The organism is Sorangium sp. So ce448 (genome assembly GCF_051520915.1).
GTDB lineage: Bacteria > Myxococcota_A > Polyangia > Polyangiales > Polyangiaceae > Sorangium > Sorangium cellulosum_B.
On sequence record NZ_CP150343.1, the window covers coordinates 104,145 to 121,197 of the forward strand.

14 protein-coding genes are annotated in these 17,053 nt (G+C 71.0%); 7 read left to right on the forward strand and 7 right to left on the reverse strand.

Features of this window, described 5'->3' with window-relative positions:
- Positions 1-42: 42 nt before the first annotated feature.
- Positions 43-825: a hypothetical protein gene (locus WMF45_RS00445; RefSeq protein ID WP_437715000.1), complete on the forward strand. Its 783-nt coding sequence runs from the start codon at positions 43-45 to the stop codon at positions 823-825.
- A 168-nt stretch (positions 826-993) separates the two neighbouring features.
- Here WMF45_RS00445 and WMF45_RS00450 read toward each other — a convergent pair whose 3' ends face one another.
- The 3 genes from WMF45_RS00450 to WMF45_RS00460 all read right to left on the reverse strand — a co-directional run bounded on the left by WMF45_RS00450 (position 994) and on the right by WMF45_RS00460 (position 3,015).
- Positions 994-1,311: an aminotransferase class I/II-fold pyridoxal phosphate-dependent enzyme gene (locus tag WMF45_RS00450; protein WP_437715001.1), complete on the reverse strand. Its 318-nt coding sequence runs from the start codon at positions 1,309-1,311 to the stop codon at positions 994-996.
- A gap of 86 nt (positions 1,312-1,397) precedes the next feature.
- Positions 1,398-2,129: an aminotransferase class I/II-fold pyridoxal phosphate-dependent enzyme gene (locus WMF45_RS00455; RefSeq protein WP_437715002.1), complete on the reverse strand. Its 732-nt coding sequence runs from the start codon at positions 2,127-2,129 to the stop codon at positions 1,398-1,400.
- 463 nt (positions 2,130-2,592) lie between these two features.
- Complete coding sequence (locus tag WMF45_RS00460) at positions 2,593-3,015, reverse strand: cellulose binding domain-containing protein (protein ID WP_437715003.1); 423 nt, start codon at positions 3,013-3,015, stop codon at positions 2,593-2,595.
- Between WMF45_RS00460 and WMF45_RS00465 the strand changes: the two genes are divergently transcribed.
- Both WMF45_RS00465 and WMF45_RS00470 read left to right on the forward strand, forming a co-directional pair.
- Positions 3,014-3,844 (forward strand): hypothetical protein, encoded by an 831-nt coding sequence (locus tag WMF45_RS00465; RefSeq protein WP_437715004.1) that lies wholly within the window; start codon positions 3,014-3,016, stop codon positions 3,842-3,844. The two genes, WMF45_RS00460 and WMF45_RS00465, sit on opposite strands and share 2 nt — an antisense overlap.
- A gap of 380 nt (positions 3,845-4,224) precedes the next feature.
- The gene (locus WMF45_RS00470; RefSeq protein WP_437715005.1) at positions 4,225-4,515 is read left to right on the forward strand and encodes a hypothetical protein; all 291 of its coding nucleotides are present in this window, start codon (positions 4,225-4,227) and stop codon (positions 4,513-4,515) included.
- 120 nt (positions 4,516-4,635) lie between these two features.
- On the opposite strand, the gene WMF45_RS00475 is transcribed toward WMF45_RS00470, so the two are convergent.
- Positions 4,636-5,100 carry an SRPBCC family protein gene (locus WMF45_RS00475; protein ID WP_437715006.1) on the reverse strand — a complete coding sequence of 155 codons (465 nt, stop codon included), beginning with the start codon at positions 5,098-5,100 and terminating at the stop codon, positions 4,636-4,638.
- 516 nt (positions 5,101-5,616) lie between these two features.
- On the opposite strand from WMF45_RS00475, the gene WMF45_RS00480 reads away from it, so the two are divergent.
- Together WMF45_RS00480 and WMF45_RS00485 are read left to right on the forward strand one after the other, a co-directional pair.
- Positions 5,617-7,251 (forward strand): FAD-dependent monooxygenase, encoded by a 1,635-nt coding sequence (locus WMF45_RS00480; RefSeq protein ID WP_437715007.1) that lies wholly within the window; start codon positions 5,617-5,619, stop codon positions 7,249-7,251.
- A gap of 68 nt (positions 7,252-7,319) precedes the next feature.
- A complete protein-coding gene (locus tag WMF45_RS00485; protein WP_437715008.1) occupies positions 7,320-7,955 on the forward strand; it encodes a TetR/AcrR family transcriptional regulator in 636 nt (211 codons plus the stop codon).
- A gap of 41 nt (positions 7,956-7,996) precedes the next feature.
- Here WMF45_RS00485 and WMF45_RS00490 read toward each other — a convergent pair whose 3' ends face one another.
- From WMF45_RS00490 to WMF45_RS00500, 3 genes are all read right to left on the reverse strand, one after another.
- Entirely contained in the window at positions 7,997-8,863 is an 867-nt protein-coding gene (locus WMF45_RS00490) for an Hsp33 family molecular chaperone HslO (protein WP_437715009.1), read from the reverse strand.
- A 190-nt stretch (positions 8,864-9,053) separates the two neighbouring features.
- Complete coding sequence (locus WMF45_RS00495; protein WP_437715010.1) at positions 9,054-13,307, reverse strand: hypothetical protein; 4,254 nt, start codon at positions 13,305-13,307, stop codon at positions 9,054-9,056.
- Positions 13,308-13,320: 13 nt separating this feature from the next.
- Positions 13,321-15,147 carry an OmpA family protein gene (locus WMF45_RS00500; RefSeq protein WP_437715011.1) on the reverse strand — a complete coding sequence of 609 codons (1,827 nt, stop codon included), beginning with the start codon at positions 15,145-15,147 and terminating at the stop codon, positions 13,321-13,323.
- A gap of 323 nt (positions 15,148-15,470) precedes the next feature.
- Between WMF45_RS00500 and WMF45_RS00505 the strand changes: the two genes are divergently transcribed.
- Positions 15,471-16,082, forward strand: coding sequence for a superoxide dismutase (locus WMF45_RS00505; protein ID WP_437715012.1), 612 nt, complete (start codon positions 15,471-15,473; stop codon positions 16,080-16,082).
- Positions 16,083-16,247: 165 nt separating this feature from the next.
- The gene (locus WMF45_RS00510; protein ID WP_437715013.1) at positions 16,248-17,039 is read left to right on the forward strand and encodes a GNAT family N-acetyltransferase; all 792 of its coding nucleotides are present in this window, start codon (positions 16,248-16,250) and stop codon (positions 17,037-17,039) included.
- The last annotated feature ends 14 nt before the right edge of the window (positions 17,040-17,053 follow it).

The window sequence follows — 17,053 nt, forward strand, 5'->3', positions numbered from 1 at the left end:
CACGCGCTCCACGCCGGGACGCCGGCGATGTAGATTGACGGCGTGGATGCGCTGGCGGGGCGATGGAGGCGAGCCGTCTCGTCCTTGAAGGAGCTCCGGCTGCGGGTCGCGTTCCTGCGGAGCGAGGTGCTGCGCGCCGATCTCCCCTCCGTCGCCCGCGCGCTCGACGACCTCTGCCGCGACGCCGAGCAGGCCAACCCCCTCGCGCGCGACGTGCTGGGCGCCGTCGTGCCGGTCCTCGTGGATCCTGCGCTCTCGGAGCGCGTCGAGCAGCTCCGCGAGCTCGCGTCCTCCCATGCCCTGCTGCCGCTCTCGCGCCTCCTGCGCCGCAAGGCGCGGCGGCCCGAGGCGCAGCCGGCCTCGACGGCGCCCGACGAGCGGCTCCTCGCCACGTCGAGCGCCGGTCGCACGCTCACGCTCGGCGAGCGGCGCGCGCTGGCCCGGCGGCCGACCCGCGCGGCCTTCGACGCCTTGCTCCGGGACCCGCACCCGCTGGTCATCCGCAACCTGCTCGCCAACCCGCGCTTGACCGAGGATGACGTCGTCCGGCTCGCGGCGCGCCGCCCGGCGAACGCGGAGGTCCTGACGGAGATCGCGAAGCACCCCGAGTGGCCGCAGCGCGCGCGGGTGCGCATGGCGATCGTGCAGAACCCAGGCGCGCCGCAGGAGATCGCGGTGCCCATGGTGCGCCTCCTGCTGCGGCCCGAGCTCCTGCGGCTCGCGGCGGCGGCGGACGTGCCCGCGGTCGTCCGGGCCGCGGCGCGGGAGCTGCTCGAGCGCCGTCCGCCCGTCCCGCACAAGCCAGGCGGCCCGCTGGCGCAGTGAGGCCGCGCCCTGCGCGGGCCGGCGGCGTGCGCGCAGGCCGCCGCCGCGGTGTCGCGATCGGAGAGCAGGAGAAGAGAGCAGAGAGGGAGTGAAGGAGAGAGGGAGTTGAAGGAGAGAGGGAGAGAGGTCGTGCAGGGCGCTCTCGTGAATCGGCGCTCGCTGGCGACGCTACGCGACCTCGGCCCAGCACCGCGCGAGGCGGCGCACGCCCTCGTCCAGGTCCTCGTCGCACGCCACCGAGGAGAAGCAGAGCCGGAGGGCGAACGGGCTCACGGCGCCGTGAGCCCGGAACAGCGAGCCCGGGTCGAAGGCGACGCCGTTCTCGATGGCGGCGGCCAGGAAGAAGGCCTCGTTCGGCTCGGCGTCGGGCTCGACCCAGATCGCGAAGCCGCCGACGGGCGGGTCGAACCGCCAGCCGGGCAGGTGCTTCCGGAGCGCCCGCTCCATGCGGGCGGCGCGACGACCGTAGAACTCCCGCAGGCGCACGAGCCGCTGATCGAAGTCCTCTGTGCGGAGGTAGTCTTCCAGGATGGCCTGCGGCAGGCTGGCCGCCCGCTGATCGGCGGATTGCTTCAGCCGGAGGACCTCGGCCCGGAGCGACCGCGGGGCACGAGCCAGCCGACGCGGAGGCCGGGGCAGAGCGTCTTCGAGAACGTCCCGACGTGGAACACGCGATCGGGCGCCTCGGCCAGGAGCGGCCGCGGGGCGGCGCCGTCAAAGGACAGATCCGCGTAAGCGTCGTCCTCGATGATGGGCCGGAGGGTCGAGAGGACCCTGGCTCGATCGCTGCGCGACAGCATGCGTCCCCGCGGATTGGAGACGGCGGGCATGAGATAATAGGCATCGACGTTGCTGCCGCCATCGACGACCGTCGCGCCGAGCTCCTGGAACCGATCGAGCGCGCCGGGGGAGCTCTCGCGGTCGACGCCGATCCTGGCGCGCGATCCGCGGACCAGCTGCGCGGCGAGGGACACGGCCTGCTGTGCGCCGCTGGTCACGATGACGTCGTCGCGAGCCACCTGCGCGCCGCGCCGGCGCAGCTGCCCGGCGATCCAGGTGCGGAGGTCCTCGTCGCCCTCGGGCGAAGCACACGGGAGCGCCGGGCAGGAGGGGTTCTGAAGAGCGCGAACGAACGAGGCCGCGAGCTTCGAGCGCGGGAACTCGCCCGGGGCGGGCAGCCCGCCCGCGAAGCTGATGAGGCCAGGTGTGTCCGCGGCGCGCCGCTTCAGGGGGTCGAACGGATCGAGGCCGTGTCCGAGCCGCGGTCCGCTCCGCGGCGCATCACGCGAGATCGGGGCCTGCACAGGACGGGTGTGGGACGACGGGGGAGGAGGCGTTGCGCGCGCGGTGGCATCCATAGAGTTCAGGGTCCGAGCGAGGCCATTCAAGGATGGTGCCGCCCGGGCTGCCCGTCTCCCGATGGAGCGGAAGCGCTCGCGTCCCATGATGGGACGGAATTCCATGGAAAATTGGTTACATCGCGGCAACCTGGGACGGGCCGGGGCGTGTAACGGCATGTTGCGGGGTGTGGCGTGCCCGCGCGGCGAGTCAGGCCGCCACTGGGCATCGAAGGGCGTGGAGGGGTGCGCGTCCGCACAGGGCGGTAGGCCCTGGAAGCCAGGTCGGGCTGGTCTGGCCGGCGGGGGCCCCGTCCTGAGATCGATCTCCGGAGCGGACCGTGCGCCGAGGTCCGGCGAGCGTTCGCCCGGGGCGGCTATCGATCTGGAGCTTGCTCCCGCAGGACGTGGAGCTCGTTCTCGTGGCCAGTCAAGGCTCTGTTCCCCAGGCGAGCACGCCGTCGTGGTACACGGTGACCCGCTCAAAAGGCATGAAGGCGGTGTTGGTGCCGAAGGAGTAGTCGTCGGTCTGCGTCATGCGGTCGTAATTGTCGCCGTTGTAGATGCGGATCTGCACATTCCCGGACGTGACGTTCGGGGCGATGCTCCCTGCGGCGGCGAGGAAACCGAGCTCGAGATAGTGATCGGCCTTCGTGCCCGATGCCACGCCGAACGTCCTTGTGACGTTGGCGCATCCACCGCTGATCGACGAAAAGTCGCACATGCTCTTGAGATCCACCTTCTCGACGTCGGCCGTGAACCAGTAGCGAATCGTCAGATCGCTGAGCGCGATGCTCGCATCGTCCGTGTTCTTGACCTGCACCATGAACGACAGATGCTGGGACTCGACCATGGTTTCCCTCGCAGCATATTGCAGCTCGAGCCCCGGTGTGGTCGCGCCGCCGGTGGTGGAGCTCGCGGTGGTGGAGCTCGTGGCGCTGCCGCCGCCGGCGCCTGTCGTGCTGCTCGTCGTGGAGCTGGCCGAGCTGCTCACCGAGGAGCTGGCCGAGCTGCTCGCCGAGGAGCTCGCCGAGGCGCTCACCGAAGAGCTGGCCGAGCTGCTCGCCGTGGAGCTCGCAGCGTCGTCCCCGCCAGCGCCGCCCAGACCCCCAGCGCCGCCGGTACCATCGGCGCCACCTGAGCCCGACGAGCTGCTCACCGTCGCGCTCGTGACATCGCCCGCAGCGCTGGACGAGCCGCTCGTTGCAGAGCCCGTCGAGCTGCTCGTCGCAGACCCGATGGAACCAGCGCCGGTTGAGGAGCTGGGCGAAGGTGCCCCACCCGAGCTGGCGGAGGCGCCGCCCCCACCTCCTGTGTTCTCGCCGTCCAGGCTGGAGCCTTGGGCACATGCCACGAGCGTCAGGAGCGAGATGGCACAGAGCGCGGTGGCTCCCTTCGGCCAGGAGCTCGATCGGTTGACTCGGTTGACTCGATTGCCGCGACTGCCCAGCTGCGGCGGCGCTCCTGCCCTCGTCGACACCTTTCCTCGGGAACCCCAGATACGAGCTGCTCCCGAGGTCATCGGGCCGAGCAGCGACGCACACCTTGCTATCGGTCGCATCTTGAACACCCCTGCGACAGCTCGACCAAGTCGAACGCCGAACGGAAGGAAGTTGAGGTCAACAGCTTATAGAGAACCGCCTGGCATCAGCAAGAGGCTTGCCATGGGAACTTTCCGTTGATGTCGTAGATGATAGGGTATTCGTCTACATGCATTGCCCTCCGATCGTGCGGAGGAATACTGGCCATGCACTGGACGACGTTTCATGTGTTTTGCGGGCGCCGCGCCACGCCGCGCCAGCGGCGTCGGTGGGGCACCCCCCGGGCGTCGGTCATGTGAAGTGACGGGGGCCGCGCTGCGCGTCCTCCAGCGGTGGCGGTGCGTGGGCCAGTTGAACTCGGAGTCCACAATGAACCGCGTTGACCACGGCGCCGGTCTCTCCCCGTCGCCAAACGAGAGCGCCGAACCGCAGAGCGGGTCGCCTGTGCCCTCTGTGGAGGGCGCCCTCCAGCGAGAATATCGGTCCGCCCAGCCGTAGTTCTTGTCCAGTGGAAGGGGGGCATGAAGACCACAGCGATCATCGGTCGACTGGCAGCGTGGGCCCTGAGTGACCTCATCTTGAGCGCGTGCTCGCGGAAGCAAGGGGGAGACGCCGCGGGGGACAAGGGCGGTAAGCCGGGCGGGCGCACGATTGCGCTCCTCCTGCCGGAGTCGAAGACGGCGCGCTACGGGTCCAAAGATCACCCCTTCTTCGAGGCGAAGGCGAAGGCCCTCTGTCCGGACTGCCAGGTCCTCACGAGCAACGCGAACCAGGACGCGTCGCAGCGGAAGGCCGAGACGACGCGGCGCTGACCAACGGGGCCCGGGGGCTCGTCCTCGACGCCGTCGACAGCGCCTCGGCGGCCGTGGAGATCCGGCCGGCAGCCGCCCGTACGCGCCTGAGCGCTGCCTGCCGGCGAGCGCGCGAGGGGGTCAGGTGGCGCGCGCGGGCTGCGAGACCTCGAGCCGCGCCTTTTCGGCGAGCAGCAGTTCGGTGAACGCCGCGATGAACATGCGCCTGGCGAGCGATCCGAGCGGCTTGCCGACGAACGGCAGCGGGATATCGAAGCGCGATGTCCAGTTGATCTCCGTGCCCTCGCCGCGCGGGGTGAAGCGGAGACGCGAGCCCTGGTGCCGGAGCGGCTGCGTGCTCTCGATGATCTGGTAGCCGAACGAGGACGGCCGCTCGAAGGCCGTGATCTCCTCGACGTAGCGGATCCGCTTCCCGACGCGCACCTCGCGGACGGCGCCGAGGCCGTTGTGCTCGGTGAGCCCTGGCCGGACGACCTTCGTGTGGGTGCCGTCCCCGGAGCGCAGGAAGCGTTCGTGGTCAGCCACCGCATTGAAGACCCGCTCGACCGGGGCGTGGATGTAGACGTTGACGTGGACCTCTTGCATGCGGCGACCATCGCACGAGGACCTCGCCGAGCGAGCACGCGGGCGCGGTCTGCCGAGCGAAGGCGGGTGGGGGCGGGTGAGCGGAGAGTTCGCTGGTGAGCTTCAAGATCCGCCCCTGTTGAATATGACGGCGTCGCGCTGAGCTCAACCACGGGGGCGATCGTTGGTCCCCTGTCGGCGGCTCAACCTCGGTCGGCGGCTCAACCTGTCGGCGGCTCAACCTGCGGCTCAACCTCGGTCGGCGGCTCAACCTCGGTCGGCGGCTCAACCTCGGTCGGCGGCTCAACCTCGGTCGGCGGCTCAACCTCGGTCGGTGGCTCAGCTCCGGCAGCTCAACCTCGGTCGGCGGGTCAACCCCGGTGCGGTCGAGGCCGCAGCTGGGCGAGCTGAACCAGGGGGCAGTTGACTGTGGGATGTGTGTCAATGTGAGACATGTTTTGCCTTGATGCCTTGCCAACCGCCCGGGCCCCCCACATAAGGTGAGTGAATGCTCACTCACCAGTCCGGAGGCGGCCTATGACAGAAGCTGTGGATGCGCTGGTCGTCGGTGGTGGTCCGACGGGGTTGACGATGGCCGGAGAGCTTGCTCGGCGCGGGCTCACCGTGCGGATCGTCGACAAGGCATTGGAGCCGCCGCCGGATCACTCGCGAGCGCTCGTGGTGCAGACGCGGACGATGGAGATCTTCACCAGCATGGGGATCGCAGACGCCGCGATGGCGCACGCCACGCGCGTCGGAGGGCTCAACGTCCTCCTCTCGAACGGCCAGCGCGCACGCTTGCCGATCTTCGACTTCCCGGAGCTCTCCACGCCCGTTCCTGGCATCTTCGTCATCCAGCAGTTCGACACCGAGCGCGTCCTCGGATCGCGGCTCTCGGAGCTGGGCGCGACGGTCGAGCGCGGCGTCGAGCTCGCTTCCTATACCCAGGACAGCGCCGGCGTCACATGCACGCTCCGCCGGGTCGACGGGAACACCGAGGTGGTGCGCGCGAAGTGGCTCCTCGGTTGCGACGGCGCGCGCAGCGCCGTCCGCCAGGGCGCAGACATCGCCTTCGAGGGCGACTCCTACGACGATCACTGCATGCTCGGCGACCTCGTCATCGACTGGCCGCTGCCGGACGGCGACATCTATATCAGCCCTTCGCGCCGGGGCCTCGCAGCGGCCTTCCCCGTGCCTGGAAGCCACCGGTTCCGGATCGTCCTTATCCTGCCCGAAGCGTCGCCGGCGCGCGGCGCGTCGCTCTCGCTCGAGGAGTTCGAAGGCGTGATGCGCTCGATGATCCCCACGCCGTTCAAGATACAGAAGGCGATCGTCCTCTCGCGCTACCGGCTGCACCACCGCGTCGCCACGCGGCTGCGCAAGGGGCGCGTGTTCCTCGCCGGCGACGCGGCGCACATCCACAGCCCGGCCGGCGGGCAGGGGATGAACACCGGAATCCAGGACGCGTACAACCTGGCGTGGAAGCTCGCGGCCGTCGAGCAGGGCAGGATGCCAGCGTGGCTGCTCGACACCTACGAGACGGAGCGGCTGCCCGTCGCGCGCCGGCTGATCGACTTCACAGACCGCCTCTTCGGGCTCATGGCCGGACACGGTCTCATGGGCCGGGCGCTGCGCCTCGTCGCGCCGCGCCTGATGATCCGCGCCATCGGCGTCGCTGCCGTGCAACGCCGGATGCTGGGGTTCGTCTCGCAGCTCAAGATCCGATACCGGAAGAGCCCGCTGTCCATCCAGATCGGGCACCCGCCGGAGCGCGGGCCCCGCGCCGGAGATCGCGCGCCGGACGCCTTGCTGAGCAGCGCGGCAGGACAGCAGGTCCACCTGTTCGAGCTGATGTGCGGCGCCGAATCCACGCTGCTGCTCTTCGCCGGTCCACCCCAGGGCAGCGCGAACACCGAGGCGCACGGGCTCGTCCGGCGGCTCGCCGCGGAGCTCAGCAGGCCGGACCTCAAGGTGCTGGTCATCAACGCGCCCGAGGCCGGAGGGTACGCAGATCCGGACGGGCGCGCCCACGCGGCGTACGGCGCCGAGGCGGCAGCCGCCGTCCTCGTCCGGCCGGACGGCTACGTCGGCGTGCGCTGCGATCCGCTCGACGAGCGCGAGCTCAGGAAGGCGCTCGACCGGCTCTTCACCCGCAGGGCCGAGGCCGCCTAGCGCGCGCCGCCCGCAGCGCGCCCGAGCCGCCGCGCGGCGCTGCTAGAAGTCGAGGAGAGAGGACACCGATGAGCCGACGCGCGCGCCCGCACGACACGTTGACCGAGGCGCAGAAGAAGATCGTCGACGCTGCGGTCGCCGCCTTCGCCGAGCAGGGCTTCCACGGGACCGCGACCAAGGAGATCGCGCGGCGCGCAGGGGTCGCCGAGGCGACGATCTTCAAGTACTTCCCGAGCAAGCGGGACCTCCTCCTGGGCGTCATCGGCCCCGCCGTCGAACGGCTCGTCGGGCCCGCGCTGGCGCGGTCCATGGACCCGCTCTTCGACGCGACGTACCCGACCTTCGAGGCGTTCTTGCGGGCGCTCCTCGCCGAGCGCATCGCCTTCGTGCGCGCGCACCCGCAGCTGGTGCGCATCCTCGCGCAGGAGCTGCCGTTCGACGCCGAGCTGCGGCTCGGCATCGCCGGCAGGGTGTTCGCGCCGCTCCTCGAGAAGGGGCTCGCCTTGATCGAGCACTTCCAGCGCGAAGGGCAGATCGTCGGGTGGCCGCCGCCCCTCGTCCTCCGCTGCGTCGCCTCGACGTTCGTGGGGTACATCGTCCACCGCGTGTACATCGCTCCCGATGCGGCGTGGGACGACGAGGCGGAGATCGAGCGGGTCATCACCTTCGTGATCCGCGGCCTCTCGCCCCGCGATCCCGCGTGACCCCGTGCGTGGGTGTGGAGGCCGCGCGGGCGCGCGGCCGCTCAGCTCGTCGTCAGCAGCGAGCGGAGCTGCGACGGCGACACCTGGTAGTCCTTCCCGCAATAATCGCAGCGGATGTCGAGGACCTTCCCGTCCGTGACCATCTCCTCGATGTCGCTCCGCGGCAGGCTCGCCAGCGTGGCCATCACCCGGAGCTCGCTGCAGCGACAGCTGAAGCTGAGCGGCGAGTCCTCGAGCCGTGAGAACGGCATGCCGTAAAGCAGCTCCCCGAGCAGCACGTCCGCCGAGGCTCCCGCGTGCGCGAGCACGTCGTCGAGGCGCTCGAAGTCCTTGAGCCGCTCGGTCATCACCATGAGCGGACCGCGCTCGACCTCCGGGAGCAGCTGCACGAGGTAACCGCCGGAAGCGCCGACGCCGTCCTCGCCGATCAGCGTCGCCACCGCGATCATCGAGACGACCTGCTCCGATTCCTGCATGTACGTCATCAGGCCCGCGGAGATGCCGCCCTCGGCCGGGATCTCGACGACCCCCTGGTGGAGCATGCCGCTCGGCAGCGTGCGCATGACCTGTAGCAGCGACCCTTCGCCGATCTCCACCGCGCTCTCCGCCGTGGCCCCCTTGCCCAGGTTGACCAGGCCGCGGCTCGTGCCGTCCGGGTGCGAGTCGGCCACCAGGCTCCCGTGACCGGCCGCGCCCTTGACGATCGCCTGGACCCGCAGGTTCGGCGCCATCGCCTCGCGCACGAGGATGGCGCCGGTGATCAGCTCTCCCAGCCGCTGCGCGGTCGCGCCGGTCGCAGATTGCACCGCGATGGCCCCCCGCACGGTCTCGGTGGTCAGCGCGGTGATGACGCGAAAAGCGCCATCCATCGTGATGGCGCGGACGACGGAATCAGAAGGTCGGGGCAAGATGCACTCTCCCGTGGGAAAACATCGTTAGGCCACGGACGGCCGATGGCAACCCGCGGCGCATCGGTCGCCGCAGGCGGAGGCGCCCCGCAGGCGGGCGCGCCTCGCATAAAAGCATAGTTATTCCGTTGGCTTGTAGCACAGGCGCCCCCTCCTGCGCGGCGCGGGGGCGCCGCCCGGGGGGGAGAGCTCAGCTGCGCCGGCGGCGCCGGTGCAGCACGGCGGCGCAGGCGCCGGCAGCGAGCAAGGCCCACGGCGCCGAGCGGCTGCCGTCGCCCTCCGCGCCCACCGTGCAGGCGCAGCCGCCGCCTTCCACCACGACGCCCTCACCGGGGAGCGGCGTGGTGCACGGGCCGATCGTGTTGTCGGGGTTGCGGCAACCCGGGACGCACTCCTTCGTCTCCTCGTCGCACACCATCCCAGCGCCGCAAGCGCTGTCCTCCTCGCACTCCGCCGGCTGATCGTCCGCGGGGTTGTTCGGATCGCGCTCGCCCGCGTCGACCACCCCGTCGTGGTCCGCGTCCTCGTCGCCGTCGCTCGCTCCGCCGCCATCGGTGTCGGCCTGCGTCGGCGAGGTCGTCGTCGCCCCGTCGTCGCCGTCCGGTACGCAGGTGGCCGCGTCGGCGTCGGTGTCCTCGTGCGAGCAGCCCTTGCCCAGCTCGGTCCCGTCGAAGAGCCCGTCCCCGTCGCTGTCGGGATCGAGCGCGTTGATCTTCCCGTCTCCGTCCGTATCGACGCCAGGCTCGACCTCCTCGCCGTCGAGCGCGCCGTCGTCGTCGCTGTCGGCGTCGTCCGGATCGGTGCCGATCGCCGTCTCCTCGCTGTTCGAGAGGCCGTCGCCGTCGCGATCGCCGAGATCGTCCCCGGCGTCGTTCGGATCGGTCTCGCCCTCGTCGACCTTGCCGTCGTGGTTCAGGTCCTCTTCGCCGTCGCTCTGGCCGCCGCGGTCCGTGTCGGGATTCACCACGCTCGTCGTGGTGGTCCCGCCGTCGGCGTCGGGCGTGCAGCTCTCGGCCGCGGCATCGGTGTCCGCGTCCGCGCAGTCCTTCCCCGCCTCGGTCCCGTCGAAGAGCCCGTCGCCGTCGCTGTCCGCGTCCAGGACGTCAGCCAGGCCGTCGCCGTCGCCGTCGTCGCTGGGGTTCGGCTCCTCGCCGTCGAGCAGGCCGTCGTCGTCGGTGTCGCGATCTTCGGGATCCGAACCGAGGAACACCTCGAGATCGTCGCTCAGCCCGTCGCCGTCTCCGTCGGCGTTCTGGCTGTCGTCGGCGCCATGGCCGGCGGTCGGGTCCGTCTCGCCGGCCTCGAGCGCGCCGTTCAGGTTGGCGTCCTCCGAGCCGTCGCTCGCGCCGCCCCGGTCGCTGTCGCGGCTCAGCGCCGACGTCGTCGTGGCCCCGCTGTCCCCGTCCGCCGTGCAGTGCCTGGCGTCCGCGTCGGTGCCGGGGCCGTCGCAGGCGAGGCCGAGCTCGGTCCCGTCGTAGAGGCCGTCGTCGTCGCTGTCCACGTCGAGGGGCTGGATGAGCCCGTCGCCGTCCGCGTCGTCCGACGGGTTCGGCTCCTGCCCGTCCTGCACGCCGTCGTCGTCCGAGTCCGCGTCGCCCGGGTCCGTGCCCAGCGTCTTCTCCAGGTCGTCGCTCAGCCCGTCGTCGTCCCGGTCGTTGTTCTCGTCATCGTCGTCGGCGTGCCCGCGGGTCGGGTCGGTCTCGCCGTCGTCCGCGACGCCGTTCAGGTTGGCGTCCTCGGAGCCATCGCTCGTGCCGCCGTTGTCCGTGTCCGCGTCGAGCGGCGACGTCTTCGTGGCGCCGGCGTCCTCGTCCGGTACGCATCGTCGCGACGGCGCGGTGCCAGGGCCGTTGCAGCCCAGGCCGAGCTCGGTGCCGTCGAAGAGGCCGTCGTTGTCGCTGTCGGCGTCGAGCGCGTTGAGGAGCCCGTCGCCGTCCGTGTCGTGAGCCGGGTTCGGCTCGCGCCCGTCGCGGACGCCGTCCCCGTCGGTGTCGGCGTCGTTCGGGTCCGTGCCGAGCGAGACCTCGAGACCATCGCTCAGCCCGTCGTCGTCGGTGTCCGTGTTCTGCGGATCGTCGTCTCCGTGACCGGAGCGGGGATCGGTCTCGCCCGCGTCGAGCACGCCGTTCAGGTTGACGTCCTCGGAGCCGTCGCTCGCGCCGCCGCGATCCGTGTCGGCCTCGAGCGGCGACGTCGTGGTGGCGCCCGCGTCGCCGTCGGGAGCGCAGCTGCCCGCCGCCGCGTCGGTGCCCGGACCGTCGCAGCCCAGGCCGAGCTCGGTGCCGTCGAAGAGGCCGTCGTTGTCGCTGTCGATGTCGAGCGGGTTGATGAGCCCGTCGCCGTCGTTGTCGTCCGTCGGGTTCGGCTCGTCGCCGTCGCGCACGCCGTCGTCGTCGCTGTCGGCGTCGTTCGGATCGGTGCCGAGCGTCCTCTCGAGAGCGTCGCCGAGCCCGTCGTTGTCGGCGTCGGCGCGCTGGTCGTCGGCGCCGTGCCCGGCCGCCGGGTCGGTCTCACCCGCGTCGAGCACGCCGTTCAGGTTGGCGTCCTCCGAGCCGTCGAGCACGCCGCCGTTGTCGGTGTCCGCGTCGAGCGGATCGGTCGTCGTCGCCCCGGCGTCGCCGTCGGGCACGCAGTGCCCCGCCAGCGCGTCCGTCCCCGGACCATCGCAGTCCGTCAAGCCGATCTCCGTCGCGTCGAGCAGCCCGTCGTCGTCGCTGTCGACGTCCCGCGCGTTGACGAGGCCGTCGCCGTCGGTGTCGCGATTCCAGAGCTGCTCGTCGCCGTCGGCCACGCCGTCGTCGTCCGTGTCGGCGTCGTTCGGGTCCGTGCCAGCGGCCTTCTCGTCGCCGTCGCTCAGCCCGTCGCCGTCGCTGTCGACGAGGATCTCCGTGGGCGGCGCGCCCGGCTCCGCGCCGTTGCCGTCCGTCGGATAGTCCTGGGCCGCGCCTCCCTCGGGGCTCCGCCCGGTGATGATGGCCTGGTTCGCGATCCCGCCGCCCGTGCCCGGATCGATGGTCACGCGGAACCGCACCGTCGTTGTCTCGCTGACGCCGAGCGACCCACCCTGGGCCGCGTCGGCGCCGTCGCCGAGCCGGACGCGGACCGTCCGCGTGCCGGCGACGTACTCGCCCTCGTCGTCGCCGGGCGCGTCGGTCACGCCGCCCATGTTCGGGCCCGAGGCGATCTCGAGCGAGCCCGGCACGAAGGTGACCCCGGCGGGCAGCGGGTCGTTCAGCACGACGGCTGCGGCGTTGTCATCCCCGGTGTTGGCGACGAGGATCGTGTATTCGAGCGTGTCGCCAGGCGTGACGCCGCCGCCGTTGAGGTCGAGGACCGACTTGGTCGACGTGGAGAGATCCGGGAGGCGCGTCGGCACCGACGTGATGAGGCCGCCGAGCAGGTAGCTGTCGGCGCCGTTGACGGCCGCCCCGACCTCGGCCTCCGTGTCGCCGGCCATGAGCAGGTTGGCCGGCACCTGCGTCACGTCGATGTCGATGCCGCTCATGCTCAGCGGCCCGCCGGTGAGCCTCGGCAGATCGCCCACCGAGGACATCGGCGCGCCCAGGAACGAGCGGGAGCTGTTGAAGAAGTTGTTCGCCGGGTTCTGCGCGTCGAACAGCGCGGTCCCGTTCCACTCGAGCGCGTCGCCGGTCGAGCTGTCTCCGTCGTACCCGATCACGCCGAGCTTCGCCTGGCCGCCGCCCGAGGGGACGACGAACCCCGAGATCCGCCAGCCGACGGTCGCGCCGTCGATCACCTGATCCAGCCCGTCGAAGACGGCGAGGTTCCGCGCGGGCGCGGTCGTCAGCTCGTAGAGCACGACCATCCACCAGCCGGCGAACGCGATCTGCTGGCTCACGCTGTCCAGCTCGGTCCCGTTGGAGATCCCGCTCAGGCGATACGCCCCCGCGCCGCGCGTCTGCACGATCGACGTGACGTTGGCGACCGTCTGGGCGTGGGCGAGGCCCAGGATCTCCGTCTGACCCGAGATCGTACCGGTCACGCTCGAAGAGAAGCCGCCAGGCCGATCCAGGGTCACGGTGAGATCGGCCGAGGTGCCGCTGTCGCGGCTCACCGTCCAGTAGAGGTACGCGTGGGTCACCCGAGCGCCCGTGGGGAGGCTGAGGACCGCGGTGCTGCGGGCAGCCGCTGGATCGATGGTGTTGTTCGCCTCGGCCTGGCCGGCGAGGGGGCTGTCGCCCCGCCAGTAGATATCGGGCGCGGAGTCCCCCAGCGTCGCGGCCGTGCCGCACGCCCCGACCGTGCCCACCAGCGGCGCGGGCGTGGACGACGCGCAGTCGTGCGCGAGCGTGTTGCCGATGAGGACGAAATCACCCCGCTGCGCCACCTGGACTCGCCGCACCGGAGCCGCGCTCGCGGTCCCATAGAGCGCCCCGAGCAGCGCGGCGCTTGTGAGCCCCGTGAATGCCAATCGCTTTGCCATCGACGCCTCCAGCCTAGGGCTGCTTCTTTTCCTTCTCGATGATGTTGAACTGGACGCGCCGGTTCTTCTGGCGACCCGCCTCGGTCTTGTTCTCCGCGATCGGGACGTCGGGGCCGTAGCCCTTCGCCTGCAGGCGCTGGGCCGCGATGCCGCGCTCGACGAGCGCCTTCTGCACCGACTCGGCGCGGGCCTGGCTCAGCTTCGTGTTGAACTGGCGCGTGCCGCGGTCGTCCGTGTGGCCCTGGACCTCGATCTTGAGGATCTCCGGGTGGTCCTTGAGCACGCCCGCGACCTCGTCGAGCAGCTCGTTGCTCACCGGACGGATGGTCGCCTTGCCGGTGTCGAACTGCACCTGCTGCAGGATGACGATCTCGGTCTCGGTCACCCGGACCGCCACCGGGCACCCGTTCTGCGTCGGATCTTCGTTCGGCTTGCCCTTCTCGTTCGGGCAGGCGTCCTTGTCGTCGCGGATGCCGTCGCCGTCGGTGTCGCCCGGGCAGCCGTTCGTGGCCGGGTCGGTCGTGATGAGGCCGGGCAGATCCGGGCAGGCGTCCGACGCGTCGGGGACCTTGTCGCCGTCGCGATCGGGCGGCGGCGGGCACCCGTGCTGCTTCGGGTCGTCGTTCGCCGGGCCGGCCTGCTCCGGGCAGGCGTCGACGTCGTCCGTGATGCCGTCCTTGTCGCGGTCCCCTGGCGGCGGGCAGCCGTTCTTCTTCGGGTCCGGCGAGGCGACGCCGGCCACGGCGGGGCAGGCGTCGACCGCGTCGAGGATGCCGTCGTGGTCCGCGTCCTTGGGCGGCGGACAGCCGTTCTTCGTGCGATCCGGGCTGCGGACGCCCGGGGTGTGCGGGCACGCGTCGTCCAGGTCGGCGATGCCGTCGGCGTCCTGGTCCTGCACGGGCGGCTTCACCTCGGGCGAGTAGGCGACCATGGCCACCGCGCGGAACGAGGGCGTGCCGACGCCGGGGGTGAGGCCAGGGCCCACGCCGAGCCCGGCCTCGAAGTCGTCCGCGAAGCGGTAGCGCCCGCCGAGCAGGGCTTCCAGGTTGGTCGTGCGCTGCTGGACGTCGGTGACCGTGATCGCGCCGGTGATCTCAGGGCCGATCTGCAGGCGTCGCTCGTCGTCGAGCAGCAGCCCGACGCCGGCGCCCCAGTGCACCGTCATCCCCTGCTCGATGTTGGCGAACTGCTTCGTGGACCGGAACTCCGGCCCCGCGGCGAGCGACCACACAGCGCGATCCAGGTGGCCGCCGAGGAGGAGCTGCGGACCGCCGCGCACGCTGCCGTCGCCTGAATACGCGTCGGGGTCGCCGGTCGGCAGCCACACGTAGCCGCCGAGGGCGATCTGGAACGGATCGAAGTAGCCGCCGAGGAGCGTCGCGCGCGCGCCGAGCCGGAGATCCCCGAGGGCGCTGCTGGTCGGCGGCGGCAGCAAGGCGCCGGAGGCGGCGCCGCCGTCGCCCGACTGGAGCGCGATGGGCAGATCGACGTTCACCGTGAGGCGCTCCCACAGAGAGAGCGATGCGCTCAGGTGGAGCAGGAGCTGGCTGCCGACGACCTTGCCGTCGCCGATGTCCTCGTTCCCCGACAACCGCCGCAACACGAGCGGATCCTGGGCATAATCGCCGAGGAGCATGATGTGGGGTGCGGCGCTTCCTGCCGTGTAGGCGGACTGGACTCCGAACATCCTGTCGCCGGCGGGTGCAGGCTGGAACCTGTCGAGCGCGAAGCCTTCGGGTCTCTCGGGTTCCTGCGCCTCGGCGTGAGCCGCTGCGCCGAGCAGGCACAGCGCCGCCGCGAGCGCGGCCGTCGGATGGGTCCCCTGTGTACGAGCCGGCATGAACGAGGTCGCCTCCTTGCGCGAAGGAACAGCAAGCACCAGGAGTATCGACCGAAACGGCGGCGGCGTTCAACGTTTCACGAGGTTTTTGGGCGCGCGCCGGCCGATCGGGCCAGCTCGGGCGCGGCGCCCTGCGGCGCGGCGCGAGCCGGCGTCCGGAGTTTCCTGCGCGGAAGCTCAGGCCCGATGGCGTCGTGAGTCCGCGGTGTGAGTCGGCGGTGTGTCACGTCGCACGGCAGGGTTGCTACCAGAGAGCGGCAGCGGTAGAGCGGCCACCTGACGCCGCGGCACGCACGGCTTGCGGTGCTCGTTCAGGAGGGACCATGTCACGCGAACCCAAGAGTTTCGACAACCTCCTCGGCGGCAACGCCAAGGGTTTGAGCGACCTGCAGCTCAAGGCGCACTTCACGCTGTACCAGGGCTACGTGAAGAAGCTCAACGAGATCCGGGAGCAGCTTGGCAACGCCGACCGCAGCGCGCCGAACTACTCGTACAACGCGTACAGCGAGCTGAAGCGCCGCGAGCCCGTCGCCTTCAACGGCACGGTGCTCCACGAGCTGTACTTCGAGAACCTCGGCAGCGGCGCGACGCGGCCGGGCGCCCAGTCGAAGAAGCTCATCGAGGCGTCGTTCGGCAGCTTCGACGCCTGGCTGGCCGACACGAAGGCGGCGCTCCTGAGCGCGCACGGCTGGACGGTGCTCGTGTACGACTACCAGGAGCAGAAGCTCTTCAATAACCTCGTCCGGACCGAGCACGATGTCGGTCTGTTCGCGAACACGCATATCATGGTCGCCATCGACGCCTGGGAGCACGCGTACTTTGCGGACTACCAGACCAAGAAGGCGGACTACGTGGCCAACGTGCTCTCGGGCCTGAACTGGGACGTGATCGAGGCGCGCCTCGCGCAGATCGGGCCGCCCGCTCAGCAGGGTTGATTCGTTCCACGGCGGGGGCACGCGCCCCCGCCGGCGAGTTCGGCGCTCCCGCGCCACGCGACGACCACCTTCCCCTCGGGCCGGACTGCCCGGAGACGCGGCTTTCCAGATCATGCCCCGCCCCCAGTGCCCCGCCCGCGTTCGTCCTGTAGACTGGGCGCGGCGATGAGCAAGGCCGAGTCGAGCACCCGCGCCGCCGGGGAAGAGAGCCTCATCTACGTGCGCCGGATCCACCGGCGCGACCTGAACCGGGTCTGGGAATTCCTCAAGAAGGTGTTCCGCGACGTGAACCGGGAGACGGTCGAATACCAGCGGCCTCGCTCGAAGAAGCGGTTCCTCGAGGTCTACGAAGAAGAAGGGGTCGAGCAGCTCCTCTTCGAGGTCCGGGCGGCGCATGGTCAGGAGATCGTCGGCTACGCGGAGTGCGCCTTCGAGATCACCGGGACCGATAACTGGATGAACGAGCGCTACTTCACGAAGCACGACATGCGCCCGCTCTTCGTCGAGGAGCTCGCGGTCCACCCCGAGTACCAGGGCCGCGGCGTCGGCGCCTTCATGCTCGAGCAGCTCGAGCACCTCGCGCGCATCCACGGCTGCACCCACCTCGTGCTGGAGGTGGCCGAGAACAACGACGGCGCCCTCAAGTTCTACCGGAAGCGCAGCTTCTACCGGCTCGACGCCGCGATCTTCATGGCGAAGAAGGTCGCTGTCGACGCGGAGCTCCTGCCGCCTCGGGCGCTCAAGAAGCCCCGCAACCCGGAGGCGCTCGGCGCGCCCGCGAAGCCGAAGCGAGCGCCGCGGCGGCCGCTGAAGGCGCGCGCCGGCGAGAAGAGGTCGAGCGCCCCGCCGCCGGCGTCGCGCCCGCTGCCGGCGTCGCGCCCAGAGGGCCCCCCGACGGACGAGTCGATCGATCCGCTCGACGAGGCGGAGGACGACGGCGGCGGCGACCCGCGGTGAGCCCGAGCGCGGCG

Excerpts from the sequence above, each read along its gene's own strand:
- WMF45_RS00465 (WP_437715004.1), top strand. The coding sequence starts at position 3,014 with ATGGTTTCCCTCGCAGCATATTGCAGCTCGAGCCCCGGTGTGGTCGCG.
- WMF45_RS00460 (WP_437715003.1), bottom strand. The coding sequence starts at position 3,015 with ATGGTCGAGTCCCAGCATCTGTCGTTCATGGTGCAGGTCAAGAACACG.
- WMF45_RS00470 (WP_437715005.1), top strand. The coding sequence starts at position 4,225 with ATGAAGACCACAGCGATCATCGGTCGACTGGCAGCGTGGGCCCTGAGT.
- WMF45_RS00475 (WP_437715006.1), bottom strand. The coding sequence starts at position 5,100 with ATGCAAGAGGTCCACGTCAACGTCTACATCCACGCCCCGGTCGAGCGG.
- WMF45_RS00480 (WP_437715007.1), top strand. The coding sequence starts at position 5,617 with ATGACAGAAGCTGTGGATGCGCTGGTCGTCGGTGGTGGTCCGACGGGG.
- WMF45_RS00485 (WP_437715008.1), top strand. The coding sequence starts at position 7,320 with ATGAGCCGACGCGCGCGCCCGCACGACACGTTGACCGAGGCGCAGAAG.
- WMF45_RS00495 (WP_437715010.1), bottom strand. The coding sequence starts at position 13,307 with ATGGCAAAGCGATTGGCATTCACGGGGCTCACAAGCGCCGCGCTGCTC.
- WMF45_RS00500 (WP_437715011.1), bottom strand. The coding sequence starts at position 15,147 with ATGCCGGCTCGTACACAGGGGACCCATCCGACGGCCGCGCTCGCGGCG.
- WMF45_RS00505 (WP_437715012.1), top strand. The coding sequence starts at position 15,471 with ATGTCACGCGAACCCAAGAGTTTCGACAACCTCCTCGGCGGCAACGCC.
- WMF45_RS00510 (WP_437715013.1), top strand. The coding sequence starts at position 16,248 with ATGAGCAAGGCCGAGTCGAGCACCCGCGCCGCCGGGGAAGAGAGCCTC.